Source organism: Desulfopila sp. IMCC35008, from assembly GCF_010646885.2.
GTDB lineage: Bacteria > Desulfobacterota > Desulfobulbia > Desulfobulbales > Desulfocapsaceae > Desulfopila.
The window spans coordinates 2953129-2977746 of the sequence record NZ_CP050700.1 but is presented as its reverse complement, the minus strand read 5'-3'; the positions used below and the strand labels follow the sequence as shown (position 1 = coordinate 2977746).

General features: G+C 46.1%; 19 protein-coding genes. 16 read left to right on the top strand and 3 right to left on the bottom strand.

Going from position 1 to position 24618, the window contains the following annotated elements; genetic code table 11:
* Positions 1 to 1071: 1071 nt before the first annotated feature.
* The 3 genes from GA520_RS13065 (at position 1072) to GA520_RS13055 (ending at position 4465) form a co-directional block, all read left to right on the top strand.
* On the top strand, positions 1072 to 3189 hold the full coding sequence (locus tag GA520_RS13065) for a PAS domain-containing sensor histidine kinase (RefSeq protein WP_163340778.1): 2118 nt from the start codon (positions 1072 to 1074) through the stop codon (positions 3187 to 3189).
* Between the two features lie 3 nt (positions 3190 to 3192).
* A complete protein-coding gene (locus GA520_RS13060; protein WP_163340776.1) occupies positions 3193 to 3609 on the top strand; it encodes a hypothetical protein in 417 nt (138 codons plus the stop codon).
* Positions 3610 to 3853: 244 nt separating this feature from the next.
* Complete coding sequence (locus GA520_RS13055) at positions 3854 to 4465, top strand: hypothetical protein (RefSeq protein WP_163340774.1); 612 nt, start codon at positions 3854 to 3856, stop codon at positions 4463 to 4465.
* Positions 4466 to 4922: 457 nt separating this feature from the next.
* Here GA520_RS13055 and GA520_RS13050 read toward each other — a convergent pair whose 3' ends face one another.
* On the bottom strand, positions 4923 to 6299 hold the full coding sequence (locus tag GA520_RS13050; RefSeq protein ID WP_163340772.1) for a sigma-54 dependent transcriptional regulator: 1377 nt from the start codon (positions 6297 to 6299) through the stop codon (positions 4923 to 4925).
* Positions 6300 to 6934: 635 nt separating this feature from the next.
* Here GA520_RS13050 and GA520_RS13045 point away from each other — a divergent pair.
* From GA520_RS13045 to feoB, 13 genes are all read left to right on the top strand, one after another.
* Positions 6935 to 7927 carry an adenosine kinase gene (locus GA520_RS13045; RefSeq protein WP_163340770.1) on the top strand — a complete coding sequence of 331 codons (993 nt, stop codon included), beginning with the start codon at positions 6935 to 6937 and terminating at the stop codon, positions 7925 to 7927.
* 205 nt (positions 7928 to 8132) lie between these two features.
* Positions 8133 to 9560, top strand: a complete 1428-nt coding sequence (gene ahcY, locus GA520_RS13040) for an adenosylhomocysteinase (protein WP_163340802.1) — start codon at positions 8133 to 8135, stop codon at positions 9558 to 9560.
* A gap of 151 nt (positions 9561 to 9711) precedes the next feature.
* On the top strand, positions 9712 to 10353 hold the full coding sequence (locus GA520_RS13035) for a class I SAM-dependent methyltransferase (RefSeq protein WP_163340768.1): 642 nt from the start codon (positions 9712 to 9714) through the stop codon (positions 10351 to 10353).
* A 136-nt stretch (positions 10354 to 10489) separates the two neighbouring features.
* Positions 10490 to 11695 carry a methionine adenosyltransferase gene (gene metK / locus GA520_RS13030; protein WP_163340766.1) on the top strand — a complete coding sequence of 402 codons (1206 nt, stop codon included), beginning with the start codon at positions 10490 to 10492 and terminating at the stop codon, positions 11693 to 11695.
* Between the two features lie 152 nt (positions 11696 to 11847).
* Positions 11848 to 13071: a diaminopimelate decarboxylase gene (locus tag GA520_RS13025; RefSeq protein ID WP_163340764.1), complete on the top strand. Its 1224-nt coding sequence runs from the start codon at positions 11848 to 11850 to the stop codon at positions 13069 to 13071.
* A 56-nt stretch (positions 13072 to 13127) separates the two neighbouring features.
* On the top strand, positions 13128 to 13643 hold the full coding sequence (locus GA520_RS13020) for an SET domain-containing protein (RefSeq protein ID WP_163340762.1): 516 nt from the start codon (positions 13128 to 13130) through the stop codon (positions 13641 to 13643).
* Between the two features lie 14 nt (positions 13644 to 13657).
* Positions 13658 to 15055 carry an aminotransferase gene (locus GA520_RS13015; RefSeq protein ID WP_163340760.1) on the top strand — a complete coding sequence of 466 codons (1398 nt, stop codon included), beginning with the start codon at positions 13658 to 13660 and terminating at the stop codon, positions 15053 to 15055.
* 38 nt (positions 15056 to 15093) lie between these two features.
* Positions 15094 to 16521 carry a gamma-aminobutyraldehyde dehydrogenase gene (locus GA520_RS13010; protein WP_163340759.1) on the top strand — a complete coding sequence of 476 codons (1428 nt, stop codon included), beginning with the start codon at positions 15094 to 15096 and terminating at the stop codon, positions 16519 to 16521.
* A gap of 331 nt (positions 16522 to 16852) precedes the next feature.
* Positions 16853 to 18043, top strand: a complete 1191-nt coding sequence (locus GA520_RS13005; RefSeq protein WP_163340757.1) for a homocysteine biosynthesis protein — start codon at positions 16853 to 16855, stop codon at positions 18041 to 18043.
* Positions 18043 to 18453 (top strand): NIL domain-containing protein, encoded by a 411-nt coding sequence (locus GA520_RS13000; protein WP_163340755.1) that lies wholly within the window; start codon positions 18043 to 18045, stop codon positions 18451 to 18453. Before GA520_RS13005 ends, GA520_RS13000 begins: the two co-directional genes overlap by 1 nt.
* Before the next feature lie 97 nt (positions 18454 to 18550).
* A complete protein-coding gene (locus tag GA520_RS12995; protein WP_163340753.1) occupies positions 18551 to 19291 on the top strand; it encodes a UPF0280 family protein in 741 nt (246 codons plus the stop codon).
* 415 nt (positions 19292 to 19706) lie between these two features.
* Positions 19707 to 19949: a FeoA family protein gene (locus tag GA520_RS12990; protein ID WP_240910266.1), complete on the top strand. Its 243-nt coding sequence runs from the start codon at positions 19707 to 19709 to the stop codon at positions 19947 to 19949.
* Positions 19942 to 22074 (top strand): ferrous iron transport protein B, encoded by a 2133-nt coding sequence (feoB, locus tag GA520_RS12985; RefSeq protein ID WP_163340749.1) that lies wholly within the window; start codon positions 19942 to 19944, stop codon positions 22072 to 22074. The genes GA520_RS12990 and feoB overlap by 8 nt, the downstream gene beginning before the upstream one ends.
* Before the next feature lie 281 nt (positions 22075 to 22355).
* Here feoB and GA520_RS12980 read toward each other — a convergent pair whose 3' ends face one another.
* On the bottom strand, positions 22356 to 22736 hold the full coding sequence (locus GA520_RS12980) for a hypothetical protein (protein WP_163340747.1): 381 nt from the start codon (positions 22734 to 22736) through the stop codon (positions 22356 to 22358).
* Between the two features lie 380 nt (positions 22737 to 23116).
* Positions 23117 to 24475 (bottom strand): IS1182 family transposase, encoded by a 1359-nt coding sequence (locus GA520_RS12975; RefSeq protein WP_163340745.1) that lies wholly within the window; start codon positions 24473 to 24475, stop codon positions 23117 to 23119.
* Positions 24476 to 24618 lie beyond the last annotated feature (143 nt).

The window sequence follows — 24618 nt, the reverse complement described above, 5'->3', positions numbered from 1 at the left end:
TTCATTAGTCCCTGGTAAGGTTTACCGAGTACCGGTCGATATGCGGTAGTGACAGAATTCTGAATTTCCAAATCCTGTATGATGTAAACCATTTACTCTGGAAACATTACTATTATAAACACAGACATTTACGCTGCTTTTATTTGTCAGCAGGTCTGAGATTTTGGGCTCCCCTCTTGCTCGATAAGGGGGAGCATAATCGTGCTCTATCTTGTTCTCGATCTGTTTGACGGCATATGGGATCCGCTGGCGAACGCCCGCTTCCACTCACTTATCCTCTCTTCAATTTCATCACTCCAACTGTAGCCGGTGTGATACGGGTTGATTAGCAGTATGTGAGGTGTCTCGGCTGTTTCATCAGTAAAGTTTTGATTGCTCATGGCAGAGGTGAGGATGAGGCTCAACAGGATCGGCAGAACTATGAGTAATCGCACTTTGAGGTGCTTGTAAGGATACTGCGACAGTAATTCACTATTTATTGCACAGGCATGATTGCGTTAATTGGTGAAAAAAAAGTAGTATCAGTGAGTTGCATGGTGTTGATCGGGCTCAGTAGCAACCATTTGTCGCTCTCGCATGGGTTCTCCAATATGGAGACATATATAGTGGCAGCGCTGGTGCGTGAAAGTTTACAACAGATTTACCTTTTTCTTGAGAGGAGCAGGTGGTAGTATTCTGCAAAAAGATGCTCTATTTCATGGTCAGTCAACAGGTCTGCATAGTTTAATTGGCTGCGAGGATTCAACATGATAAGTGATTCTCGCATAAAATTGGCCAGAATTCAGTAAGGGAAGATTATACAGACAAATGATATCAAAACATCATTTGCTCTCGCAGGTTGATAAGATGGCTGCATCGAACATGAGCTCGATTTTCTCTCTGACATGTCAATGAAGGAACCGTACTCATGACGGGTATTCGTGCCGTGGGGGCTTGCCGATATTATATATAAATTTATCCTACGAATAAGACTTCTCTTTCTGTATCCAACTGACATGTAGTAGTGAAAATCGCCTTGAATAATTAAGATAGTGGGTTTGTCGAAATTTAGATAATCTGGAGTAGTTGGCAATGACCTCAAGTAATCACCTGGAAATATTTAAAATAGTTTTCCTGTATGCAATTTTTGGCTGCATCTGGATTTATTTCTCTGATTCAATTGTGCATTGGTTTGTCCAGGATCCTGATGTCATAACCTGGATAGCAATTTTTAAGGGGATCTTGTTTATTTGCTGCACATCGCTTCTGCTCTATGTCTTAATAATCCGGTTCAACCGCAAGATTCATCAATCTACAGTTGCCCTGCATAAAAGTGAAAATCAGCTCAATACATTGGTACAAACCATTCCTGACCTGGTGTGGTTAAAAGATGAACATGGCGTGTACTTGTCATGTAACCTCAAGTTTGAGAGATTTTTTGGGGCTAAACAGACTGAGATCATAGGCAAAACTGATTATGATTTTGTAGACACGGAACTAGCGGATTTCTTTCGTGAGCATGATCATAAGGCGATGGAGGCAGGCGGACCGAGTACAAACGAAGAGTGGATCACCTATGCGGATGATGGGCGGCACGCCCTGTTGGAGACGATTAAGACCCCTATGTATGATAGTGACGGGAAGCTGATTGGAGTCCTTGGCATCGGTCGAGACATCACTGATCGTAAGCGAATGGAAGATCAGCAGCGGGAAAGTGAGGATAAATTTCGTCTGACTTTCAGCTCCAGCCCGGATGCAATCAATATAAACCGTCTCAAGGATGGGCTCTATGTAGATATTAATGACGGGTTTACGCGAATCATGGGATATACGAGTGAAGACGTCATAGGTAAGACATCTTTAGAACTCAATATTTGGGATGATATAACTGACCGTGACAGGCTGGTGGAGATTCTGCGTACAGATGGCTACTGCGAAAACCTGGAAGCGGTTTTTCGACGAAAGGATGGTAAGTCCATTACCGGCCTGATGTCCGCACGGATTATCCCCATCAATAGTGAACCTCACATTATATCCATCTCACGTGACGTTTCACAGCGCAAACAATACGAAAAAGAAATGTTGAAAATTGAGAAACTGGAATCCCTTGGTGTTCTTGCGGGGGGAATAGCGCATGATTTCAACAATATTCTCACTGGCATCATAGGCAACACTTCCATGGCAAAAGTACATCTTGAAGACGGACACGCATCTCTTCAATCGATTACCGCTGCAGAAAAAGCAGCAGTTCGTGCCGGAGAACTTGCTCACCAACTGCTGACATTTGCCAAGGGGGGCGAGCCGATAAAAAGGATTGTTTCGCCCCACGCTCTCATTGAGGATTCCCTATCCATCGTCCTCAGCGGCTCAAGTGTTAAAGCTGTAGTCAACATACCGGATACGGTCCATGCCTTTGAAGCGGATGAAGGGCAAATGAGTCAGGTATTTAGAAATGTGCTTCTCAATGCTGTACAAGCCATGCCAGGAGGCGGTACATTAACCGTAGCCGCCAGGAACACCACGCTCTCAGAAGGTAATAGGCTATCCCTGCCGGTCGGGGAATATGTGCGCTTTACATTTGAAGATGAAGGTTTTGGAATTCCGCAAAGTATCATCTCGAAGGTTTTTGATCCGTATTTCACTACGAAACCGTCAGGGAATGGTTTGGGTCTTGCTTCTGCCTTTTCCATCGTAACCAAGCATGGAGGGCATATCGACATCTCTTCTGCGGAAGCCGAAGGCACGCTTATTACCGTTTTTCTGCCATCAACTGCCCATGTCTATTCAAATGAAAAGGATCAAGACTTCCCCGTGGAGTACGGAGGTCAAAACGATGGCGCGGTTCTCGTAATGGATGACGAAGCTGTAGTTTTGGAAATTGCTGAGTCGATCCTCAAGCATTTGGGCTACTCGGTAACAACATGCGATGAAGGGGAAAAAGCTGTTGAACTCTACAGGCAGGCATTTAAGTCGAAGAATCCATTCTTCATTGTAATCCTTGATCTCACTATTCCTGGTGGTATGGGTGGTAAGGAGACAGCTAAAAAAATTCTCACTGAGTTTCCGGAGGCTCGCCTGATTGTATCAAGTGGATACTCCAACGATCCTATTCTATCGCAGTATGGAGATCACGGTTTTATCGGTGCGATCAAAAAGCCATACAGCCTCAATGAATTTGCAGCATCCTTACGTCAAATCGAAATCAACTGATTTGTGAATCGAAGAATCCACTTATTCTTCGATATACTGTTGGCTCAACTCGTCTGTAATATTACCCTGATTTACGGCAATATAGCCTCTAGTCTAAAGCGGCGACCCCAAGACTTCTTTTTTAAGTGGGCAACTTCGGACAACCAGATCGGCGAGCTGAGTCCTTTTAACCATCTTGCTGATATTCTAAAGCAAACATTGTTACAGGCAGGAAGTCATCAGAAACGTAAATTGTCTGTGGTAGTCCTGGCCCTCCAATATTGTTATTTCAAAAAAATCTACGATAAAGTTACTGTATTTCAGGCGATCCGGATGGTCGATACTCTATTCATTCCGATCAAGCGCTGTTGCTGTTATAATACTACAATCATGGAAGAAGGTGTTGATTACAAATTCTTCATTTTGATAGTTACCATCTAAAAACGGCTCTTTTGGCAATATCTTCGTTATGTTCAAAATTTTGTCCTCCGGTAAGTGAGGTACGAGACTCCGAGATATCATTTATATGCCTGCGGAAAAAAATTTCACATGCCTCGATCTGGATCAGATAAGCGTAGACTTTGAAAAACCTGGTTTTGGTCTGGAAACTGGATAGTTAACTCAATCATGAAACCTGAGTGGTTAAGCTTTTTCTAATTTTTCATAAGAAAAGGGGAGTTTTAAAATGGTGCAACTAGGAAAGATTCAAAAACCTGATGCAGCGGAGTTTGCCGGAAAAAGAAAACTATATTGTATTGCGAATATTTATTCTTTTGAAGATGCGTCGGATGATTTTAACAACCTTATTGAACACTACTGGTATGAGGTGATTCAGCATATAGAAAAGATTGAAGTAGCAGGGAAGATAGAGAAGATTTTTTGCGAAATGATTTATCAGCATGGAGATGAGGCCCTGAGTGTATTGTCGAAAATAGATAGACACCTTTCAATAATTATTGAGAAGAAGATGAAAGAAGGTGCCGCACTGTTACCTTTGGAAAGTAAGGAAATACTGGGACCATATACTGACTGGGGGAGCTGCTTAAGTGTTGTTTTTACAAACGAGGTCTTCAATAAAGTCTTAGAATTCTACAAAGAGTATTCAGAAAAGAGACTTCAACATTTTCTGGATATTATTGAGAAAAACCTCTCTGAAGCAGAATCAGGGCTGCTAATAATGAAAGATGAAGAAAGGGTTGAACTTGAATTTCCGAAAGATATTGAAGTGTTTCTAATCACTCCGCCATCATATGATGATATCATGACATGGTTGAGAAAAACTCACGCAGAAACCTGATGTATCAATGAAGAAGAAAGAAGGTGATAAGTAATCGCTTTACAGGAAGGTGAACGATAGGAGCGATGTCCTTTTCTTTGCGAAGTTAATTGATTGTAAGCAGTTACACAATTTTATTTACAGACTTCATCCCCCGGCATCTCATTCCTGATGGCCGGCTCTCCGCAGAAGTAATTCAGTAGCATCCCAAACCAGGTTGACCTTATAGTTCCTCCATCACTCCAATGGGGGAGCTGGAATAATGTAAAGTAACCTTCCCTGATGATAGGTTTGCATTGCCATTTCCCTTCTTGCTCATATTCAGATGTAATTCAAACAACGAAATCGTTTCTGTCCGCGGGCTGTGTATGCCCTGATAATCAAAGATTTCCTCTGACAGGCATTACTCAGTGTGATGCCAATCACCTTTACACTTCTGCTATGAGGATGTTCGTAAGTAGAGTAAAATTTTAACAACTCAGAAATTGCCTGCGTTGAGTTTCTGGATTTTATTATACAGGGCGCGGCGGGAGATACCCAGGATTTCTGCTGCACTGGTACGGTTATACCTAGTGTATTCCAGAGTTCTGGTAATGACTTCTTTTTCCACTTCAGAAAGGCGCATTCCGACGCGAATGGGTATGGTGATATCATCATACTGACTGTTCATTAAACGTTTAGGGAGATGGATAATATCTAAAATTTCCTCCTGACAGTTGATGACAGCCCGCTGGATGACATTTTTAAGCTCACGCACGTTGCCTGGCCAGTTATAGGACTCTATACAGCTGAAAAAGTTGGAGCTGATACCGCGAATAACCTTTTGAAACTCTTCACATGACTGCTTGATAAAATGGTCCACTAGCAGGTGGAGATCCCCGTGACGTTCACTCAGCGGCGGCATGATAATGTGTAGTACATCGAGCCGATAATAGAGGTCTTCACGAAACCTGCCCCTGCGAATTTCACTCATGAGATCTGCATTGGAAGCGGCAATAACCCGCACATCGACATCGATATCGGTCTGACTGCCGAGGCGGTGGAACGATTTTGTTTCGAGAAGCCTCAATAGACTTACCTGCATTTTCTGGTCAATTGTAGCAATCTCATCAAGAAATATGGTGCCTCCAACAGCCAGTTCAAAACAGCCTTTGCGTATTTCGTTTGCGCCGGTAAACGCTCCCGCCTCATGGCCAAAGAGTTCGCTGGCAACAAGGTCGGAGGGTAGGCTGCCGATGTGTACAGGAATACACGGTTCATTTGCACGATCGCTTAATTCATGGATTGCCTGTGCTGCCAGTTCTTTCCCCGTTCCTGTCTCGCCAGAAATGAGGACAGGGATGTCCGTTGCCGCCGCCTGTCGGATCTGGCGGTATACCTGGTGCATGGAAGTCGAACGGCCAACCATTTGTTCAAAGGTCGTTTTTTCAACCTCGGATCGGAGTAGCAGGTTCAGGCCAAGCTGAGGCTTCTTTTCCATCGCTGTTTCAATGAGAAGCTTCAGCTCTTCTTCACTGACAGGCAGCAGGGAGTAGTGAAATGCACCAGCTCGAAGGGCCTGATTAGCAATTTTGAGGCGCCCGGGATGGGCGAAAAACAGGATTTGTGTCTCCGGGCATTTGGCTGTGATTATCTCAAGTATCTCAAGCGCCGATGACGGTTGCTGGTGGGTTACAGAACTTGAGAAAAGCATAATGTCAAAAGATTCATGCTCAAAACGATCAACCACTTCCTCAATGGATCGTTCATACGCCAGATGTAATTGGGATTCCAGATAAATTCTTCTAACCTGCTGTGCAAGTCCCCTCCCTTCATCAACACAGATAATTTTTATTTTTTGGGGGTCATTTTCCATATGAAGTGTGATGTTGTATGAAGTTTAGGAGTTTTAGTTGAGGTTATGAATTGATGTGTTTTGTGTTAGTTTGAGCAAAAAGTTTACATAACATATTCCCAGTACATTACAAGGGGGAATGCCTGATAAGTGAACTGTAAAAATCTATAATATGCAATAAAAACAATATTATTAGGTGTTTTTATGGGGGCATTTATTAATGTGGAAAATTACTGTTAATTGTTTCGGTCAGTTTTGAGAAAATGTACTGAATGGGAACTATGTGCTCATATTATTCTGTATACTGTTAAAAGGTGGCATTTATTGCCCACTGCTTCTCTTTCCTTGTTTTGGAAGATTTGTAATTTCAATATTTTAAGAATAATCTATTAGGGCGTATTCCCATGTTATGAGAGGCTATCCTGCCTTTCTTGCCTTCAAAAGTAGTTGTTGATACTGATACTGGCCTGTCTATTGCAAATGAGCCGTCGTGCATCGCTGAGCAGTTGTTGCTTCAATAGGACCGATATAGCGGACCTTTCATAACAACACAAAGCGCATAACAATACAATCGCAAGCATATAGCTCAAGTTAACTTTAGCTGCAAACTGCACTATAACGGCGTTAACATAGGTAATGTTTGAAATGGAGAAAGCATGAAAGAGAGTAATACCAAGAAACCTGTCATATGTGTCGGATCACCTGTTGTAGACCAGGTTATACAGGTGCAGGAAGGGTTTCTAGAAAAAGTAGGTGGCGAAAAAGGCGGCATGGAGCTTGTCGATTCAGCCACGTTAATTAATATCACAGAAAAACTTCCCACCCAGCCAGACTACACTCCGGGTGGTAGCGCAGGTAATACCAGTTTTGCCCTGGCCCGTTTGGGAATGCCCAGCCGTTTCTTAGGCACTCTTGGTGATGATTCTGCCGGTAATTTCTTCCGAGACCAATTGCTGAAAGCTGGAGGCGACGACACGGCTATCCGGGTTATACCCGATCTGCCAACGGCACAGTGTCTGAGTCTGGTTACGCCGGATGCCGAACGGACCATGCGAACCCATCTTGGTGCTGCCATGACCTTTGCACCGGAACATGTGGGCAAGGAAGACTTTGTTGGTTGCGGCCATGCGCATATTGAGGGCTATGTTCTCTTCAATCCCGATCTCATGCTGGCAACACTCAAAGCCGCTAAGGCCGCAGGCTGCACCATCAGTGTTGATCTGGCTTCTTTTGAGGTCGTCCATGCCAGTCGGACCATTCTCAACGAGCTTTTGGCGGAATATGTCGACATTGTTTTTGCCAATGAGGAAGAGGCGGAAGCGTTTGCTGGCAGCAGTAATCCGCAAACAGGGCTCGAGTCCCTGGCTGAACTCTGCGAGACGGTTGCCGTGAAGGTTGGAGATAAAGGAGCCTTGCTCTGCCACGCAGGAGAGTGTTGTCATGTACCTGCAACGATTGTCGAACAGGTTATTGATACGACCGGTGCCGGAGACTTCTGGGCCGCAGGATTCCTCTATGGTCTGCTTTCCGGTAAGTCCATGCAGGAGAGCGGCACCATCGGAGCATTGCTTGGTGGCGCCGTTGTAGCCTGTGAAGGTACAACCCTTCCCGAGAATCAGTGGCAGGAGTTACGCATCTCTGCCAGTTAAAAACAGATATAAACAAAGAATCGTTAATAGGTGGAACCCGCTCTTTGGGCCTGCAGCTATAGTATATAGCTGCAAAGGTTTGCTCACTGCAAGGCTCATCCGTGAGGGGGATACTGTAAACTTACAAAGAGGAAGAAGAATGTCTTTTGATGCTGATGGACCAGCTGCACCAGGAACTAAAAGTACCAACGACTTTAAGACCATTATGACTGAAGCTATTGGCGACGATGCTTCTGATTACAAAGTTGCTGACCTCGATCTTGCCGAATGGGGACGACGGGAAATTGAAATAGCAGAGCAGGAGATGCCCGGTCTGATGGCAACAAGGGAAAAATATGGACCGCAGAAGCCGCTTCAGGGTGTAAGGATTATGGGTAGTCTGCATATGACTATTCAGACCGCAGTCCTTATCGAGACACTGGTTGCCCTGGGTGCCGATGTACGTTGGGCAAGCTGTAATATCTTTTCAACACAGGATCATGCCGCGGCAGCGATTGCGGCGGAAGGAATTCCTGTTTTTGCCTGGAAAGGTGAAACCCTTGAAGAGTACTGGTGGTGTACGTTTAGAGCCATGACCTGGCCTGATGGAAAAACCCCGCAACTGATCGTGGACGACGGCGGGGATGCAACCCTGTTGATTCACAAGGGTGTAGATGTTGAAAAGAACCCTGAGTTACTGAAAGAAGACACCGGCAACCATGAACTCAATATTGTTATGGCCCTTCTGGGCGGTGTCCATGCAGGAGATCCTGAATTCTGGCACCGTGCTGCCAAGAGCTGGAAGGGTGTTTCAGAGGAGACCACCACTGGAGTACATCGGTTGTACCAGATGCAGAAAGAAGGTGCTCTGCTCGTTCCGGCAATTAATGTGAATGATTCTGTTACCAAATCCAAGTTTGATAATGTATTTGGCTGCCGTCACTCCCTCGTTGACGGTCTGTGTCGTGCTATGGACGTGATGCTTGCCGGTAAAACTGCAATGATTTGCGGTTTTGGCGATGTTGGTAAGGGGTCTGCCGAGTCACTTGCCGGGCAGAAATGTAGAATCCTTGTCTCAGAGGTGGATCCCATCTGTGCCCTGCAGGGATGTATGGCGGGCTACACCGTATGCACTGTTGAGCAGGCCTTGCCGACTGTTGACATTTATGTGACCACCACCGGTAACAAAGACATTATTACCGCTGAGCATATGAGCAAGATGAAGGATCAGGCAATCGTCTGTAACATTGGCCACTTCGATAACGAAATTCAGGTGGATGCACTCAATAACTGGCCGGGTGTACAACGCACAACCATCAAACCGCAGGTTGATAAGTATACCTTCGAAGATGGGCACTCCATCTATCTGTTGGCAGAAGGTCGGCTGGTGAACCTCGGATGTGCAACCGGTCATCCAAGCTTTGTTATGTCAAACAGCTTCACCAACCAGGTGCTTGCCCAGATTGATCTCTGGCTCAACAGGGAGAGTAAAGCGGCTGGTGTCTACATTCTCGACAAAAAGCTCGATGAGGAAGTAGCACAGCTGCACCTGGATAAACTTGGTGCAACCCTTACCCGAATGACCGCAGACCAGGCCGATTATATCGGTGTCTCCGTCGATGGACCGTACAAGCCGGACCATTATCGGTATTAAGCGGTTCGTTTTTTCAGAACTGTTTCCGCCTGGCAATATATGCCGGCGGAAACAGCAGGTGTATATGAAAAAATAGATTACACAGGCGTTAATAAGTTATTCAAGCGGAAGAGTTCAAATTAGCGCTGGGAAGTAAAGCTAGGGAAATGAGATGGGCAAGGAAAAAATCAGCGATAATGAGACACTGGACAGGGTTTACACAGCCACAAACCATCAGGAACTCATGAGTGCGTACGGCGACTGGGCCAAGCAGTATGAAAACGATACTGTCGGTGCCTTCGGTTACGTCGCTCATATTGCCACGGCAAAAGCTCTTGCCGATGTGGTTGACGATAGAAACAGCCTGATTCTTGATGCCGGATGCGGTACCGGACTCGTTGGTGAGCAGCTTGTTGAGCATGGTTATACTCAAATCGAGGCTCTCGACTATTCAGCAGAAATGTTGAAAGAAGCTGAGGCCAAAAATATATATGCGCGCCATATGCAGGCCGATTTAAGTAAGCCTCTTGATATCCAGGATAATACATACGATGCCATAGTCTGCACCGGAACGTTCACCTATGGACATGTGACACCCGACGGTTTTGATGAACTCGTTCGAATCACAAAACCAGGCGGAACAATTTGCTTTACCGTACGGGAAGGCGCATATGAAGACCACGGCTATGCCGAGCGGCTGCAAAAACTTGAGTCAGAAGGTAGGTGGAAGTTGTTGAACAGGTTCGATACAGACTATCTGAAAGAGGAAAATGTCCAATGTAAATTGTGCGTGTATCGTGTTTACGCAGAATAGTCCGCGTTACATAAAGGCTACCTTGAAAAATTGTCAATTTGCCAACTGTATGATGTGAGGACATTACAAACGTCAAAAGCTGTATCCCGGTTAATCTCTATCGAGAGAACACAAACGTACTATAGAAAGGAACATTATGAGTAAACTGCAGAGTAATCATGTTTTTACGTCAGAATCAGTTAGTGAAGGACATCCCGATAAAGTTTGCGATCAGATCTCAGACGCTATTCTTGATGCCTGTCTTGAACAAGACAGCAAAAGCAAGGTGGCTTGTGAGACTGCAGTCACCACTGACTTTGTCGTTAACCTAGGAGAAATAACCTGCAATGGCTGGTCAAATATCGATCCTGAAAAAATCGCCAGAGACGTTGTAAAGGACATCGGCTATGACCGTGCTGAACTTCTTTTCTCCTGCGACACATTTAAGTATCTTTGCCATATCCATCCGCAGTCAGCAGACATTGCCCAGGGTGTGCTGGAAGGTGCAGGGCTCTTTTCTGAACAGGGTGCCGGTGATCAGGGGATGATGTTCGGTTATGCCACAAGCTCAACCCCGTCTCTGATGCCAGCTCCAATTCACTACAGCCATCTGCTGCTGGAAGCCCTGCAGAATATTCGAAAGAATGGGCATATTGGATATCTTCGTCCGGATGCAAAAACCCAGGTGTCCGTTGAACATGTTGACGGTACGCCAACCAGAATCACCTCCATTGTTATCTCACACCAGACTGCTGATATAGACCTTGAGATAATCCGCAAGGACTTGATCGAAGTCGCCAAAACTGTACTCACGCCAACGGGACTCATTACCAAGGATACCCAGTTCTTTATTAATCCCACCGGGAAATTTGTCATTGGCGGTCCCCACGGGGATGCTGGTTTGACAGGAAGAAAAATAATCGTCGACACCTATGGTGGTGTCGGTTGCCACGGTGGTGGAGCATTCTCCGGAAAAGATCCATCCAAAGTGGATCGCTCCGCTGCTTACTATGCGCGATATGCAGCAAAAAATGTTGTTGCGGCAGGGCTTGCAGAGAAATGCGAAATCCAGGTCGCCTATGCGATTGGCGTTGCCAGGCCTCTCAGTATTAATATCGATACCTTTGGTACGGCCAAGGTTGAGGAAGAGAAGATACAAGAGGTTCTTGAAGCTGGAGAAATCTTCGATTTCCGTCCTGCATCCATCGCCCGTGACCTGGAATTGACAACTCCTCGCGGCTGGAGCTACAGGCAGACCGCTGTGGCTGGTCATTTCGGCAGAGATATCTTTCCTTGGGAACAGACCAACAGGGTCAGCCAGCTGCAGGAAGCTCTCGACATTTCTGCAATGGCCGTTGCCTAATAAAAAGTTCCAATAGCATAGAGTAATACCGTCAGGAAAATTCTGGCGGTTCTCTACTGTGGTAAGAGGGCAAGCATGCGGTGAATGACCTCGCTCTGTTCGCCTCTATAAGGTTCAGATAAAACTACAAAAAATTTTGGAGTGATGTGTCCATGGAATTATGGTGGGAGAGAAAAGGGTTAGCCTATAACGAGAATAATCAGGTAACCTTTGCGGGCAAAAATGTACAAAAACTCGGTGAGCAGCTCGGAACACCGCTTTTTTTGTATAGTGCTGACAGAATTCTCGAAAACATAGAGCGGGTGCACCGGGCTCTTGAAAATACTGGGTTGCCGAGCCGAATTTACTATGCGCTGAAGGCCAACCGATTTGGACCGTTGCTCACACTTATTAAGTCATCCACAGCATGCGGGGTGGATGTCTGCTCGCCGGCAGAAGTGCGGCATGCAATGAGCTGTGGATTTTATCCTTCAGACATATCCTACACCGCAACGTCTGTATCCAATACAGATCTTGATTTCCTCACAAAATTTCCCGATTTGAAACTCAATGCCGACGGCTGCAGCATGATTAGACGTATTGGCGAGCGTACTCCCGGCAGGTCAATTGGCATCCGTATCAACCCTGCCATGGGCACAGGATACGCTTCGAACGAGCTGCTCCGATACAGTGGGGAGAAACCAACCAAATTCGGGATATACATTTCTGAACTGGAACAGGCTATCCAGCTCGCAGAGAAATATGATCTGCGTATTGACAGGGTGCATTTTCATACTGGTTGCGGGTACCTGAATGATCAGCTCCCGGCTTGGGAGAAAATCCTCCGGGAATGTCTGGCAATGATTGAAACGATCCCAACCGTAGAGGCGATTAATCTCGGAGGAGGCCTCGGTGTACCGCTTACAGCAGAGGATGAATACCTGGATCTCTCAGAATGGGCTTCTGTAATAAAGCGGGTTTTCGGAGATACATCGTATGAAATCAACGTCGAGCCGGGAACCTACATTGTGAAAGATGCAGGAGTGCTGGTGCTGGAGGTCAATACTGTAGAAACAAAGGCTGGAAAACGTTTTGTCGGCGTAAACGGCGGCTTTAATCTAACGATGGAGCCGGTGCACTACAAACTACCGTGTGAACCGGTTTTATGTAGGCTGCCCAATCCAAAAGAGGAGTGTTTTGCGCCTGCTGCTCTAGCCCCGGTAACCTTTGCCGGTAATATAAACGAAGCCCTCGATGTACTCATTGAAGATCTTATGGCACCACCAATAGAAGAAGGGGATCTGCTGGCGTTCCTTAACGCCGGCGCATATACCTCTTCCATGAGTTCGAATCATTGTATGCGAGGAGAATTTTCAGAATATCTTTTGCTCAGTTAGATGAGGGTAAAAGAGTAAATGTTTGAATAAATAAATCAACAAAAAGGAGGATCACAGTGCTGATATACCCTCATGAATTTGGTCTGGACACGAATCACGGTTACCCGAAAAAAGAAGATTTTACGGTCTGTCGACGTGAAGACGGTAAAGGTGCCGGCGTCTACACCAGAAAAGATTTAAAGCGCGGAGAAATGGTTGCCAGGATTACGGGAAACATCGTTCCCACTGTAATGCAGCACACCTTGCAGGTAACTCCTACAACCCATATGTTCGATCCCTACTTCACCGGTTACCTTCTTCATTCCTGTGCACCGAATATCTATCTTGATATGACCGAGTTTGAGCTGTGGGCATTACGTGATATTGATACCGGACAAGCGTTGACCATGGACTATGCACAGACTGAAGATATACTTTTTAGACAGTTCCCATGTTTGTGTGGAACCCCAAATTGCCGTTTCTGGATCACTGGTCGTAAAGAAGAGGTGAGTCCAGAAGGGCTCGCCTACATTGAACAGCAACTGCAGCAGCATGACCGTGAATCAAGTGAAATTGTGACGCTGGCATGCTGATTGAGAAAGGGTATATGAATACCTCACGTGTGAACACCGAAGAGTTAAGTACCAAAGATAAACGCCATACGATTCACCCATGGGCCGACCTCGCTACAGCTTCCACCAAGGGAGATCACATAATCACGAGAGGTGAGGGATGCCATGTGTATGACAGTGACGGCAAAAGGTATCTTGACGGTATTGCCGGCATGTGGTGTGTCAATATCGGATACGGTAACCAGGAGATGGCGGAAGTTATAGCCAAACAGGCTGAAGAGCTTGTCTACTATACGCCATTTGGCGCGATGACAAATAATCTTTCTGCCGAACTGGGAGAAGTGCTGGCAGGGCTTGCTCCTGGAGATTTGAACCGCGTCCATTTTACCACCAGCGGTTCCGGTGCGGTTGATTCTGCGGTCCGTTTTAGCCACTATTATTTCAGTGCTCTCGGCAGGCCCGAGAAAAAACATATCATCTCAAGAACTGAAAGCTACCACGGCAGTTCGTACCTGACGGCGTCTCTGTCCGGCAAAGCTGTGGACAGGACATATTTTCATTATATGTCTGATATAGTTCATCACGTAACCGGGCCGAACCCATACCGCCGTGACGAGGGGCTGTCCCTTACTGAGTACTGTGATCAGCTTGTCGATGAATTTGAGAAAAAGATTCTTGAAATCGGACCTGAAAAGGTTGCCTGCTTCATCGCTGAGCCGATTATGGGCTCAGGTGGTGTACTGGTGCCGCCCCCCGGCTATCATAAGGCGATGAAAAAAGTCTGTGAGAAATATGAAATTCTTTATATCCTCGATGAGGTTGTCACGGGTTTCGGCAGGCTTGGGCATTTTTTCTCGGCAGAACCTGTGTGGGGGATCGTTCCCGATATCATCACAACGGCCAAGGGGATAACCAGCGGCTATCAACCCATGGGCGCGGTGATTATCTCCGATCGTTTGTATGATCGCATATCGGGCAGCAATGCACCTGAAACAGCCTATTTTACCAACGGATACACCTACTCCGGCCATCCGGTTGCCTGCGCTGCAGCGCTCAAGAATGTTGAGATGATGCAAAGGGACAACATCTGTGAACATGTGCAGGATGTCGGCCCGTATTTTATCCGGCAACTCAAAACTCTCGAACGCCACGAAATTGTCGGGGAGATTCGGGGGAATCACCTGATGGCCTGTGTTGAATGCAATATCAGTGGTAATAAGACAGCAGCCGAGAAAAAGGATATGACAGCGGCGCAAGCTGTAGACCAGTTCTGTGATCAGCAGGGTCTTATAGTTCGTCCTTATGAGGCGCTTTTAATTTTGTCCCCCCCTCTTATCATCGATAAGGCCGGGATTGATGAGATGGTATCGATACTCGATTCCAGTATTGAAAAAGCAACCGAGGCGTTACGGTCCGATGGGCTGATTCGGTAAACTTTTCTTACAAATTGCATCACATTATGGAGAAACCCATGCAGCAAAAAATTTTGATTAACGGCGCCCTTGTTGAAGGAGAAGGACGTGTCGAAAATATACTAAATCCACAAAACGGTGAAAAGATAGCGGAGATAAAGGGAGCAAGCGCTGCCCAGGTCAATGAGGCCGTGATGGCTGCGGAAAATGCTTTTGGAGCGTGGTCTTCCGTAGTTCCTGCAGAACGCAGTGCTCTTCTTATGAAGATAGCGGATGAAATTGAAAACCGATCTGAAGAACTGGTGCGTCTGGAGTCCCTCGATACCGGTAAGCCTTACGCACGAATGCTAGAAGATGAGATTCCCGCTATCATCGATTGTTTTCGTTTTTATGCCTCTGCCTGCCGTCTGCTTACGGGATCAGCTGCCGGAGAATATTTTGAGGGCATGACAAGTATGATCCGTCGCGATCCGGTTGGCGTTGTTGCCCAGATCGCACCCTGGAACTATCCATTGCTGATGGCAGCATGGAAAATTGCACCTTCTCTTGCGGCGGGAAACTGTGTTGTTTTTAAACCTTCCGAAAACACGCCCCTTACGATGCTTGAGTTGGCACCGCTTTTCCAGGAAATATTACCTTCAGGAGTTCTGAATATTCTAGCTGGTAACGGCCCTGAGGTTGGTGCTGAGTTGGCAAAACATCCGCGGGTTCGCATGATTTCCGTCACCGGTTCTGTGGGTACCGGTAAAGAAGTGCTTCGTCTTGCTGCGGGCAACCTCAAGCGGACACATTTTGAGCTTGGCGGTAAGGCCCCTGTGATTATTTTTGATGACGCTGATATTGCCAATGCGGTCGACACAATCCGCACTTATGGATATTACAATGCCGGTCAGGACTGTGTCGCTGCGTGCAGGGTCTATGCCGCTGATAAGATCTATGATGAGTTCGCGGAAAAACTTGCAGGAGCTGTCCGGACCATTAAGTATGGTGATATCAGCGATCCAGATGCTGAGATTCCGCCGCTTATTACAGCAAAACATCGGGAGAGGGTGGATGGCTTTGTACGGCGTGCTGTGGCCACGGGGCATATTGAAGTTTTGTGTGGGGGGAAGAAGGTGGACGGCCCTGGTTTCTTTTATGAGCCGACAGTGCTCAAGGGCGCCCTTCAGGATGACGAGATAGTCCAGCAGGAGGCGTTTGGACCAGTGGTCTCAATTACCCGTTTTGATAATTCGGTTGAGCAGGCCATAGCTCTTGGCAATGATTCGGAATATGGCCTGGCATCATCGGTGTGGACCAACGATGTTGGCAAGGCCCATGCCGTTGCAGCAAAACTGCAGTACGGTGCCACCTGGGTAAACACCCACTTTATGCTGCCCAATGAAATGCCCCACGGTGGTATGAAGCAGACAGGCTATGGAAAGGACCTTTCCATGTACGGCCTCGAAGACTATACCGTGGTACGGCATGTGCTTGTTGCACACTAACAGTCAGTATTGGACAAACTGGAATGCCTGTCTCCTTATTATGCAGAAAGAGACAGGCTGCCATGGGGTACAGATCTGTCAACTGTCTTCTGATTTTTTTGAGTCGCCTTTTGCTGTCGGCCCTTTCGTCTCTATACTTTCATATTCATAAAAAATGAACTCCGCCATTGAGGTGCACAATTTTTCACACGAATCTGCCGTTTGAGGCAATGTCAAAAAAACACAGCCCCCACAATATCTGTTTTTCAATACCCCCTTGGTGCTATTTAGAGTTGTACACAAAAACAGATGCACGAAAGAAACCGGAGATGAAAGTTTGAGGAAAGATACGATGTCAAAAAGTTATGCTGAAATAAACGAAAAAATAGCTTCTGGTAAAGCGGTTGTTCTTACCGCCGAGGAGGTTATTGGATATGTAGACAAGAAAGGGCTGGAGACAGCCGCAAAAGAAGTAGATGTTGTAACGACTGCAACATTCGGCCCCATGTGCTCCTCCGGTTGCGTTCTCAACTTTGGCCACTCCAAACCCAAAATACGTATTTCCGAGGCGTGGATTGAGGATGTCCAGGTGTATTGCGGCATTGCAGCGGTAGATGTATATCTTGGTGCGACCCAGCTTCGTCATAACGATCCGGCCAACATGTATTTTCCCGGAGAATTTCTCTATGGTGGCGGCCACGTTATCGAGGATCTTGTTGCCGGTAAGAAACTGCAGCTTTTTGGCCTCTCTTACGGCACTAACGACTATCCGAGAAGAGAAATTCGAACCATGTTCGATATCAATGATCTCAACCAGGCGATCATGACAAACCCAAGAAATTGCTACCAGAATTATAATATCGCCACCAATACTTCAGATAAGACGATTTATACCTATTTAGGCATCCTAAAACCCAACATGCGCAACATGACCTATTCGTCGGCCGGGCAGCTTTCTCCCCTGCTTAATGACCCGTTCTATGAGACCATAGGTGTGGGCACAAAGGTGTGGCTGGCCGGAGCCCATGGCATAGTCTATTCCCAGGGGACTCAGCATTGCGGCGATGTTGAGCGGGGAGAAAACGGCGTCCCCGTTGAAGGTGCTGGGACTCTTGCACTTTCAGGTAATATGAAAGATATGGATTCGGAATTTGTGAGAGGTGTCAGCTTTAAAGGCTACGGTGCTTCCCTTGCGCTCGGAGTTGGCATCCCCATTCCAATTCTCAACGCGGAGATCCTGAAAAGAACAACCGTAAGGGACAGCGAACTCTTTGGTTGCGTCATCGACTACTCGGAGGACTACCCACAGAAAACTGGTAAGATCCTTAACCGCTATTCTTACGAAGAGCTTCGCTCGGGCCAGGTCGAATTCGACGGAAAAAAAGTCAAAGTAGCTTCAATTTCCTCATATAACAAAGCCCAAAAAATTGCCGGTATTCTCAAAGCAGAAGTTGAAGATGGGAAATTCTTGTTAGCCGAGCCAAGTCAGAAGCTACCACTGAACCAGGGAATGCAGGGGCTCGAAGTAAAGGGGGTAAAATAATGATTACCCAAAAAGTTTTTCTCTACTTTCCCAAAAGTGAAACCGAAAAACCCATCGTTTACCAGTTGGTCAAGGAGTACAACCTTGTTGTGAACATTTATCGGGCGAAGGTTACTCCGGAAGAAGAAGGGTATCTCTCCCTTGAAATTACTGGTACAGAAGAAGATATGGAGCGCGCGTATTCCTATCTTAATAAGTTTGAAGTAAATATCCAAGCCGGAAATGTCGGCTTACACTGGGATCCAGAGAAGTGCGCCCACTGCGGTAATTGTATCGTCCATTGCCCCACCGGAGCTCTGCATTATGTTGACAAAGACAGTAGAACTGTCGATTTTAATGAAGATAAATGTGTGGAGTGCCTGGCTTGCCTACCCAACTGTCCCTTCGCTGCATGCAGTTCTGCCTTTTAAGGGTTTTACTTAATCTTGGCCACAAAGGAAGTTACTTTCATGCTGTACATCTAACTTTTACATAACCCAGAACTACCTTTCACATTCCGATACCAGTATGCGCAGTTTTCGAACATTTTCCTGGAAAGATACCCACCTGAAGGTGTATAGCAACGAGTTTCAGCTGATTACGGCAAGTATTGTCCATGAGCGCAAAAAAATTGAAAAGTACATTAAGCAGCATCCTGCATTCGCAAGTGCCCTCAAACCGATCAATCTTTTACCAGAAGCGCCACCGGTAGTGCAGAAAATGGCCGAAGCTTCTGGCAAAACCGGCCTAGGCCCTATGGCGTCTGTTGCCGGCACGCTTGCTCAATATGGCGTGGAGGCAGCACTTGAGGCCGGCTGTACTGATGCCCTCGTTGAAAATGGAGGTGATATGTATATAGCCTCCTCCGCGCCTGTTACCATTGGAATCTATGCGGGCAAAAATGCTATTGGGACGCAACTTGCCTTTCATATCTTTTCCGAAGACCTGCCACTTTCAATATGTTCTTCTTCAAGTAAAATGGGGCATTCGCTCAGCTTTGGCAATTGTGAACTGGCGACGGTCATAGCAAAAGATGCGGCACTCGCAGACTCAGCGGCAACCCTTGTCTGCAACAGCATTTCCAAACAAGAGGATGTGGAGCAGGTGCTTGATAATGTCGGCAGCATCGAAGGAATCCAGGGAATCCTGGTCATCAAGGATAACAATGTTGGTCTCTGGGGAAAGCTGCCGCAAATCGTTCGCAATCAGGATGATGAAACAGTTGCGAAGATAACCAGGGATCCACAGTCAGAGCTGGAATCTGATTGATTATCTATGAGCGTTCAGACATTCTTTTCACTATTGAGCCTTTGCTGCATTAGTCAGGATAACTTTTGTTATAACGTATAACTCCAGCCAGTGGTAGAAGAATGGGAGACACTTCCCAACCGGAACTCCATAATTAAGCTCCTTCTGTTCACTTTGAAGCGCCTAAGGAATGGCAAACAGAACCTTTGGTATTTTGCCAATCACTTCGACATTACATTGTCCTGAGTAAGGTGATTATCAATCGTGGATATTTTCAAAGATCACACAATTTCAGTGTGATAGAGTCTCATTGAATATCTAGAGTTAGGGTTGTCTAAGAAAAGTATTGACTCTTATATGTGAGCTATGTATGTTGCCGTGCGAATCAAGTTAGGCGAACCTTACATAGTTATTAATTGCAAAAGGAGTGATGGGAATGAAAAGAATGAGCCTTGCTGACTTACAAAGAGGCAAAAAGTACTTGATAACAGGATACAGAGAGACTGTCTCTGGGTATGGTGACAAGCTGTTTAAGATGGGTTTTGTAGAGGGAACACCAGTACAGCTTGCACCTGTAGCCTTGAAGGACCCGGTAGTTGTAGAAGTCAGGGGGAGCCGGATTGCCCTGAGGAAGAATGAAGCGCAGCTGGTATACGTAAAGGAGGTGAGTGATGCATAAGATTGAGAAAATAGCAATAGCCGGTGTTCCTAACTGTGGGAAAACCACACTGTTCAATAGCTTGACAGGTGCACGGCAGAAAGTTGGAAACTGGCCGGGAGTTACTGTAGAAAAGATTGAGGGATCCTTCACACTCACCGGAACCCGTGTTGAGCTGGTCGATCTTCCTGGAACATATAATCTCAGCCCAGACACTGAGGATCAAAGAGTAGCAGAACGAGTAATTGCTGATGCCGAATATGACCTTATCCTTAACGTCGTCGATGCGACGAATCTCTCCCGGAATCTCTTTCTTACCATGGAGCTCAAAGAAAGAACCAACCAGATTATCGTCCTGCTCAATATGCTTGATGTTGCAGAGCAGGAGGGTGTCGAGATTGATATCGATGCCCTGAGCGAGAATCTCGGACTGCCGGTTATTCCTGTGGTAGCCGTCGACAAAGTAACGGTGAAAAAGGCGATCCGGGAAGTGGAGGAAGCTGTTAAGCATCTTCCTTCACATGATTCCCATGTAACCGCTAAGGAAGTTATGGGCACGGTAAAGAAGTATGCATATATCGATTCAATCTGTGCCCGCGCTCAAGCTGAAAGGAAAGATCGGAGCGAGAGTTTCACAAATAGGGTGGACAGTATAGTCATGAATCGGTTTGTGGCGATTCCCATCTTCCTGGCCTCTATGTTCGTCACTTTTTGGTTTGCCATCGGGCTTGGCTCAGTGTTTATAGATTTTTTCGATATCATAGGTGGGTTGCTGTTTGTCGACATACCGTCTGAGGTATTGGCATCTATATCTGCACCTTCATGGCTTCTGGCACTGGTCGGGGGGATTGGCGCGGGGTGCCAGACTGTTGCAACCTTTGTCCCTGTGGTCTTCTTTATGTTCCTTGCCCTCGCGATTCTGGAAGATCTCGGATATATGGCTCGTGTCGGAGTTGTGGCCGATCGGTTTATGCGTAAAATAGGCTTGCCGGGCTCTGCTTTTATTCCCATGATTGTTGGTTTTGGTTGTACGGTTCCCGCAGTTATGGCTGCTCGGACTCTCAGCAGCAGGCGGGATCGGTTTATGACCATCTTTATGGCACCGTTTATGTCCTGTGGAGCACGTCTGCCGGTTTATGCTCTTTTTTGTGCTGCACTGTTCGGAGCGTATTCCGGTCTCGCTGTTTTTCTGATTTATCTTGTTGGCTTATTCATGGCGATTTTTACCGGTTACCTTCTCAAAAATACCTTGTTTAAGGGGACCCCTTCTCATTTTGTCATGGATCTCCCCCTCTACCATGTTCCCAGGGGCGGTGCAGTCTTCAAGAGTGCCTGGCTGCGGATGAAAAATTTTGTCAAGAGGGCTGGAACTATCGTGGTAGCAGCGGTGTTCGTCCTCAGTGTCCTTAACTCCATCGGTATTGAGAATGGAGAGGTTTCTTTTGGTAATGAGGATTCCCAATCTTCTGTGCTGGCGTATGCCGGAAAAAAAATCAGTCCCATTTTCGAGCCCATGGGGATTGCACCTGATAACTGGCCCGCCTCCGTTGCTCTGTTCACCGGTCTCTTTGCCAAGGAAGCAATTGTCGGTACTGTAAATTCCCTTTATTCAGCCATGGAAGTGAATGAGCCTAATGCGGAAATTGAGACTGAAAGGGGAGGCCTGGATGTGGCCGGTTCTATCGTCGAAGCATTTACGACTGTTGGTGAAGGACTCGTGGCTATTGTCAGTTCTGTCGATCTTTTGGGAATTGGCCTGGTCACCGAGGATTCCACAGTCATCAGTGAAGAGATAGGAGCGGATGCTTCAGTTTACAGGCATATCGCTGCACACTTTACTGTTTTCTCGGCATTTGCCTATCTTCTTTTTGTCTTGATGTATTTCCCTTGCCTGGCTGTTATCGGTGCCGCACGTCAGGAGATGGGTGGTTATTATGCCGGTGTAATGGCTGTTTATTCGACCGTTCTTGCCTGGGCAGTGGCAACACTGTTTTACCAAGTGACAGAGGGTCACAACTTCCTCTACATCATCCTCTCTATCGCCATTCTGTTCATTCTATATGGGTGGCTCTACCTGCTTGGGAAGAGAGAAAAAGATGAAGCCATACCTGTTTTTGCACCTCCAATCCGCAGGGATTGTTGCTAAGTATTCACGTGTCTATAACCCATAAATAAAAGAATGGTTATGAGAGCATCAGGCTTCACAGGCACAAGGCTGTGAAGCCTGATGTCTTTCGCTAAATAGACAGGGGAGCGTCGAGGGATGTCCCATTCCAAAGTTTGTCATGATGAACCTTGGGTGAACATTTTTATTTAGCCGAAATATAATTGACACTATAGAGAAAAATTGGTGCAATCTTGTACCCGAAAAAAAGGGTGGCTGGCCGAGTAGGTTATGCCATGCAGATTGTTCAATCCGACAGCTTCCTAGTCGTGAATATACAGCTCATCAATCTCATCCCATTCTTCGGCATCTCCAGCCCGTAATCGCGATAGCTTTTTATAGTGGAATATCAATGTCGCGATAAATTGCAGCCGCAGCTCACGACATTTTCCAGGGCTATCTGGTGCTAGTGCACAGGCTTTTTCATCTGGCATTGCCAGCAGCTTGTCTATTTCTGCCAAGAGGGTTTTCTTATCAGATCTCAAGAATTCTGATATAGGGAGTACAACAGGAGGAGCAAAATTGACACCCTCCAGACGTTTCGCCGTTTCTTCAATAGTCTTTCTATCCACTACCTCATCTAACTCTTTAACAGTAGTTTTAAGAGCTTCAACTTTACTGTTAAAATCGTATTCATCATCCATGGCTATCCCTTTCAATAATCTTGTTGCATATCTGCTTCATTTAATACACTACTACACTTTAACCTCCCCCCCCATGTTCAGCAAGTTTTCCATTCTCCAGGAAAACCTGGATTGATCGAGCACGTATATTGAGGTTCGGTCATTCCTCAAACGATCATGCAGATCGACACTGAATCGGACTGCTGGATCATATTCATTAAGGATACTATACTAGGAGTCTGTCGGATTGATGAAATACCTATCTTAGTTTCAACCCGGGATTTTCCCTCATTAACTTATCGAATTTCTAGCAACCGAGGAGCCTGGGTTGCACATGCAGCCAAAATCCTACCTATGTGGACAGATATAAGTAAAACGGACGCATATTCCTTATTTTGAGATTACTTTGTAAGTACATGCATACGTTTTAAATTCCAGGCCAGGGAAACAAGATCCCACTCACCTGTAACATGTTCAAGTCCCCTTAAACTGAATTGCCGAAAACCGAGTACATGCTTGATGATCCCAAATACCGGCTCAACCGTACTCTTTCGAGCTGCGTATAAAACCTTGCCGACTTTTGTGTGAAGTCGATGTCGCATCGTAGCCTTACGGTCTGGATTTTTTACAAGAGATGGACTATCTGAACAACGATTCGCCAATGTCTGGTTGTGTTGTTCCTGGCCCACTGCAATATATGCTGTGATACCAGCTTTTTCTGCTAAGGCACAGTTGGCGTTACTGAAATACCCGTTATCTGCCAGGATACCCGTGAGTTCACCAAAGTCAGAACTATAACCTTGCAACTCTGCAAGCGCAGGTTCCATTTCCTGCTTATCGTTGGGCTTCTGACTCAAATGGCTGCACACTATCAATTGACTGGCTGTGTCTACACCCGCCTGGGCATTGCAACACTGGTCGAAGCCACCACCCGAGATGGGCATGATACGTGATTCATCATCTGTCAGGTTCACCTGTTCCTTGCTTGAAGGGCCTACTTTTGGCGGCTTGGGTGGCCTGCCCGGCGGTTTCTTACCAGTCTTCTTTTGTTTTGCTTTACGCTTTGCTATTTTTTCTTTGTAAGCCTTGTTTTCTTCGGTGTATCGTTCAGCTGCACGGGATTCGATTTCTGCCTTTGCATTTCTGATTGCTTCGAGTCGTTCTTCACGTCTTGATATCTCCTCAGGAACACTCATTCCATCAGGAAGATCTGCACAATCAGTCTGTTCAGCCTTTCTTAACAGGGTGACTATTTCTTCTTTGAGCTGTTGTTCCAGCTTACATGCGTGCCCATGACTCAACGCTCTATGTTTCGAAGCAGAAGCTTTTACTTTGGTACTATCAAGGCTTACTGCACCAAGCCTGAGGATGCTCATCTCATGAGCAATTCGAAGAATCTGAACGAAAATCTCTTTCAGGTGCGGGAGAAATCGTCGACGGAAAGTAGCGATTGTATCATGGTCTGGGTGCGTATTTCCTGCAATATAGCGAAAAGCGACTGAATCATGGGTACTTCTTTCTATTTTCCTACTGGAAAAAACACCTGTTGCATATCCATAGAATAACAAGGCAATCATCATTGCAGGATCATAAGCGGTACTGCCACGCCCGCCATATTCATTTCGGCTTGATGATATGTCGAGTTGATCGACTATCTCCACAACAAATCTGGCAAGGTGATCTTCAGGGAGCCAATCGTCTACACTCGGCGGAAATAAGAATAGCTGCTTTCTATTCCCACCTTTGAAATTTACACTCATATGTCTCTTAATAGGTTGATGTTATATGGTTTCTTGACAATATAACATATAGTGACCAAAAGTCCGACAGACTCCTAGTTCCAAATTGTCTTCAGAGTTGCTATTTGATGTGCGATCCAATTCTGGTTTTACATCCAGACTCT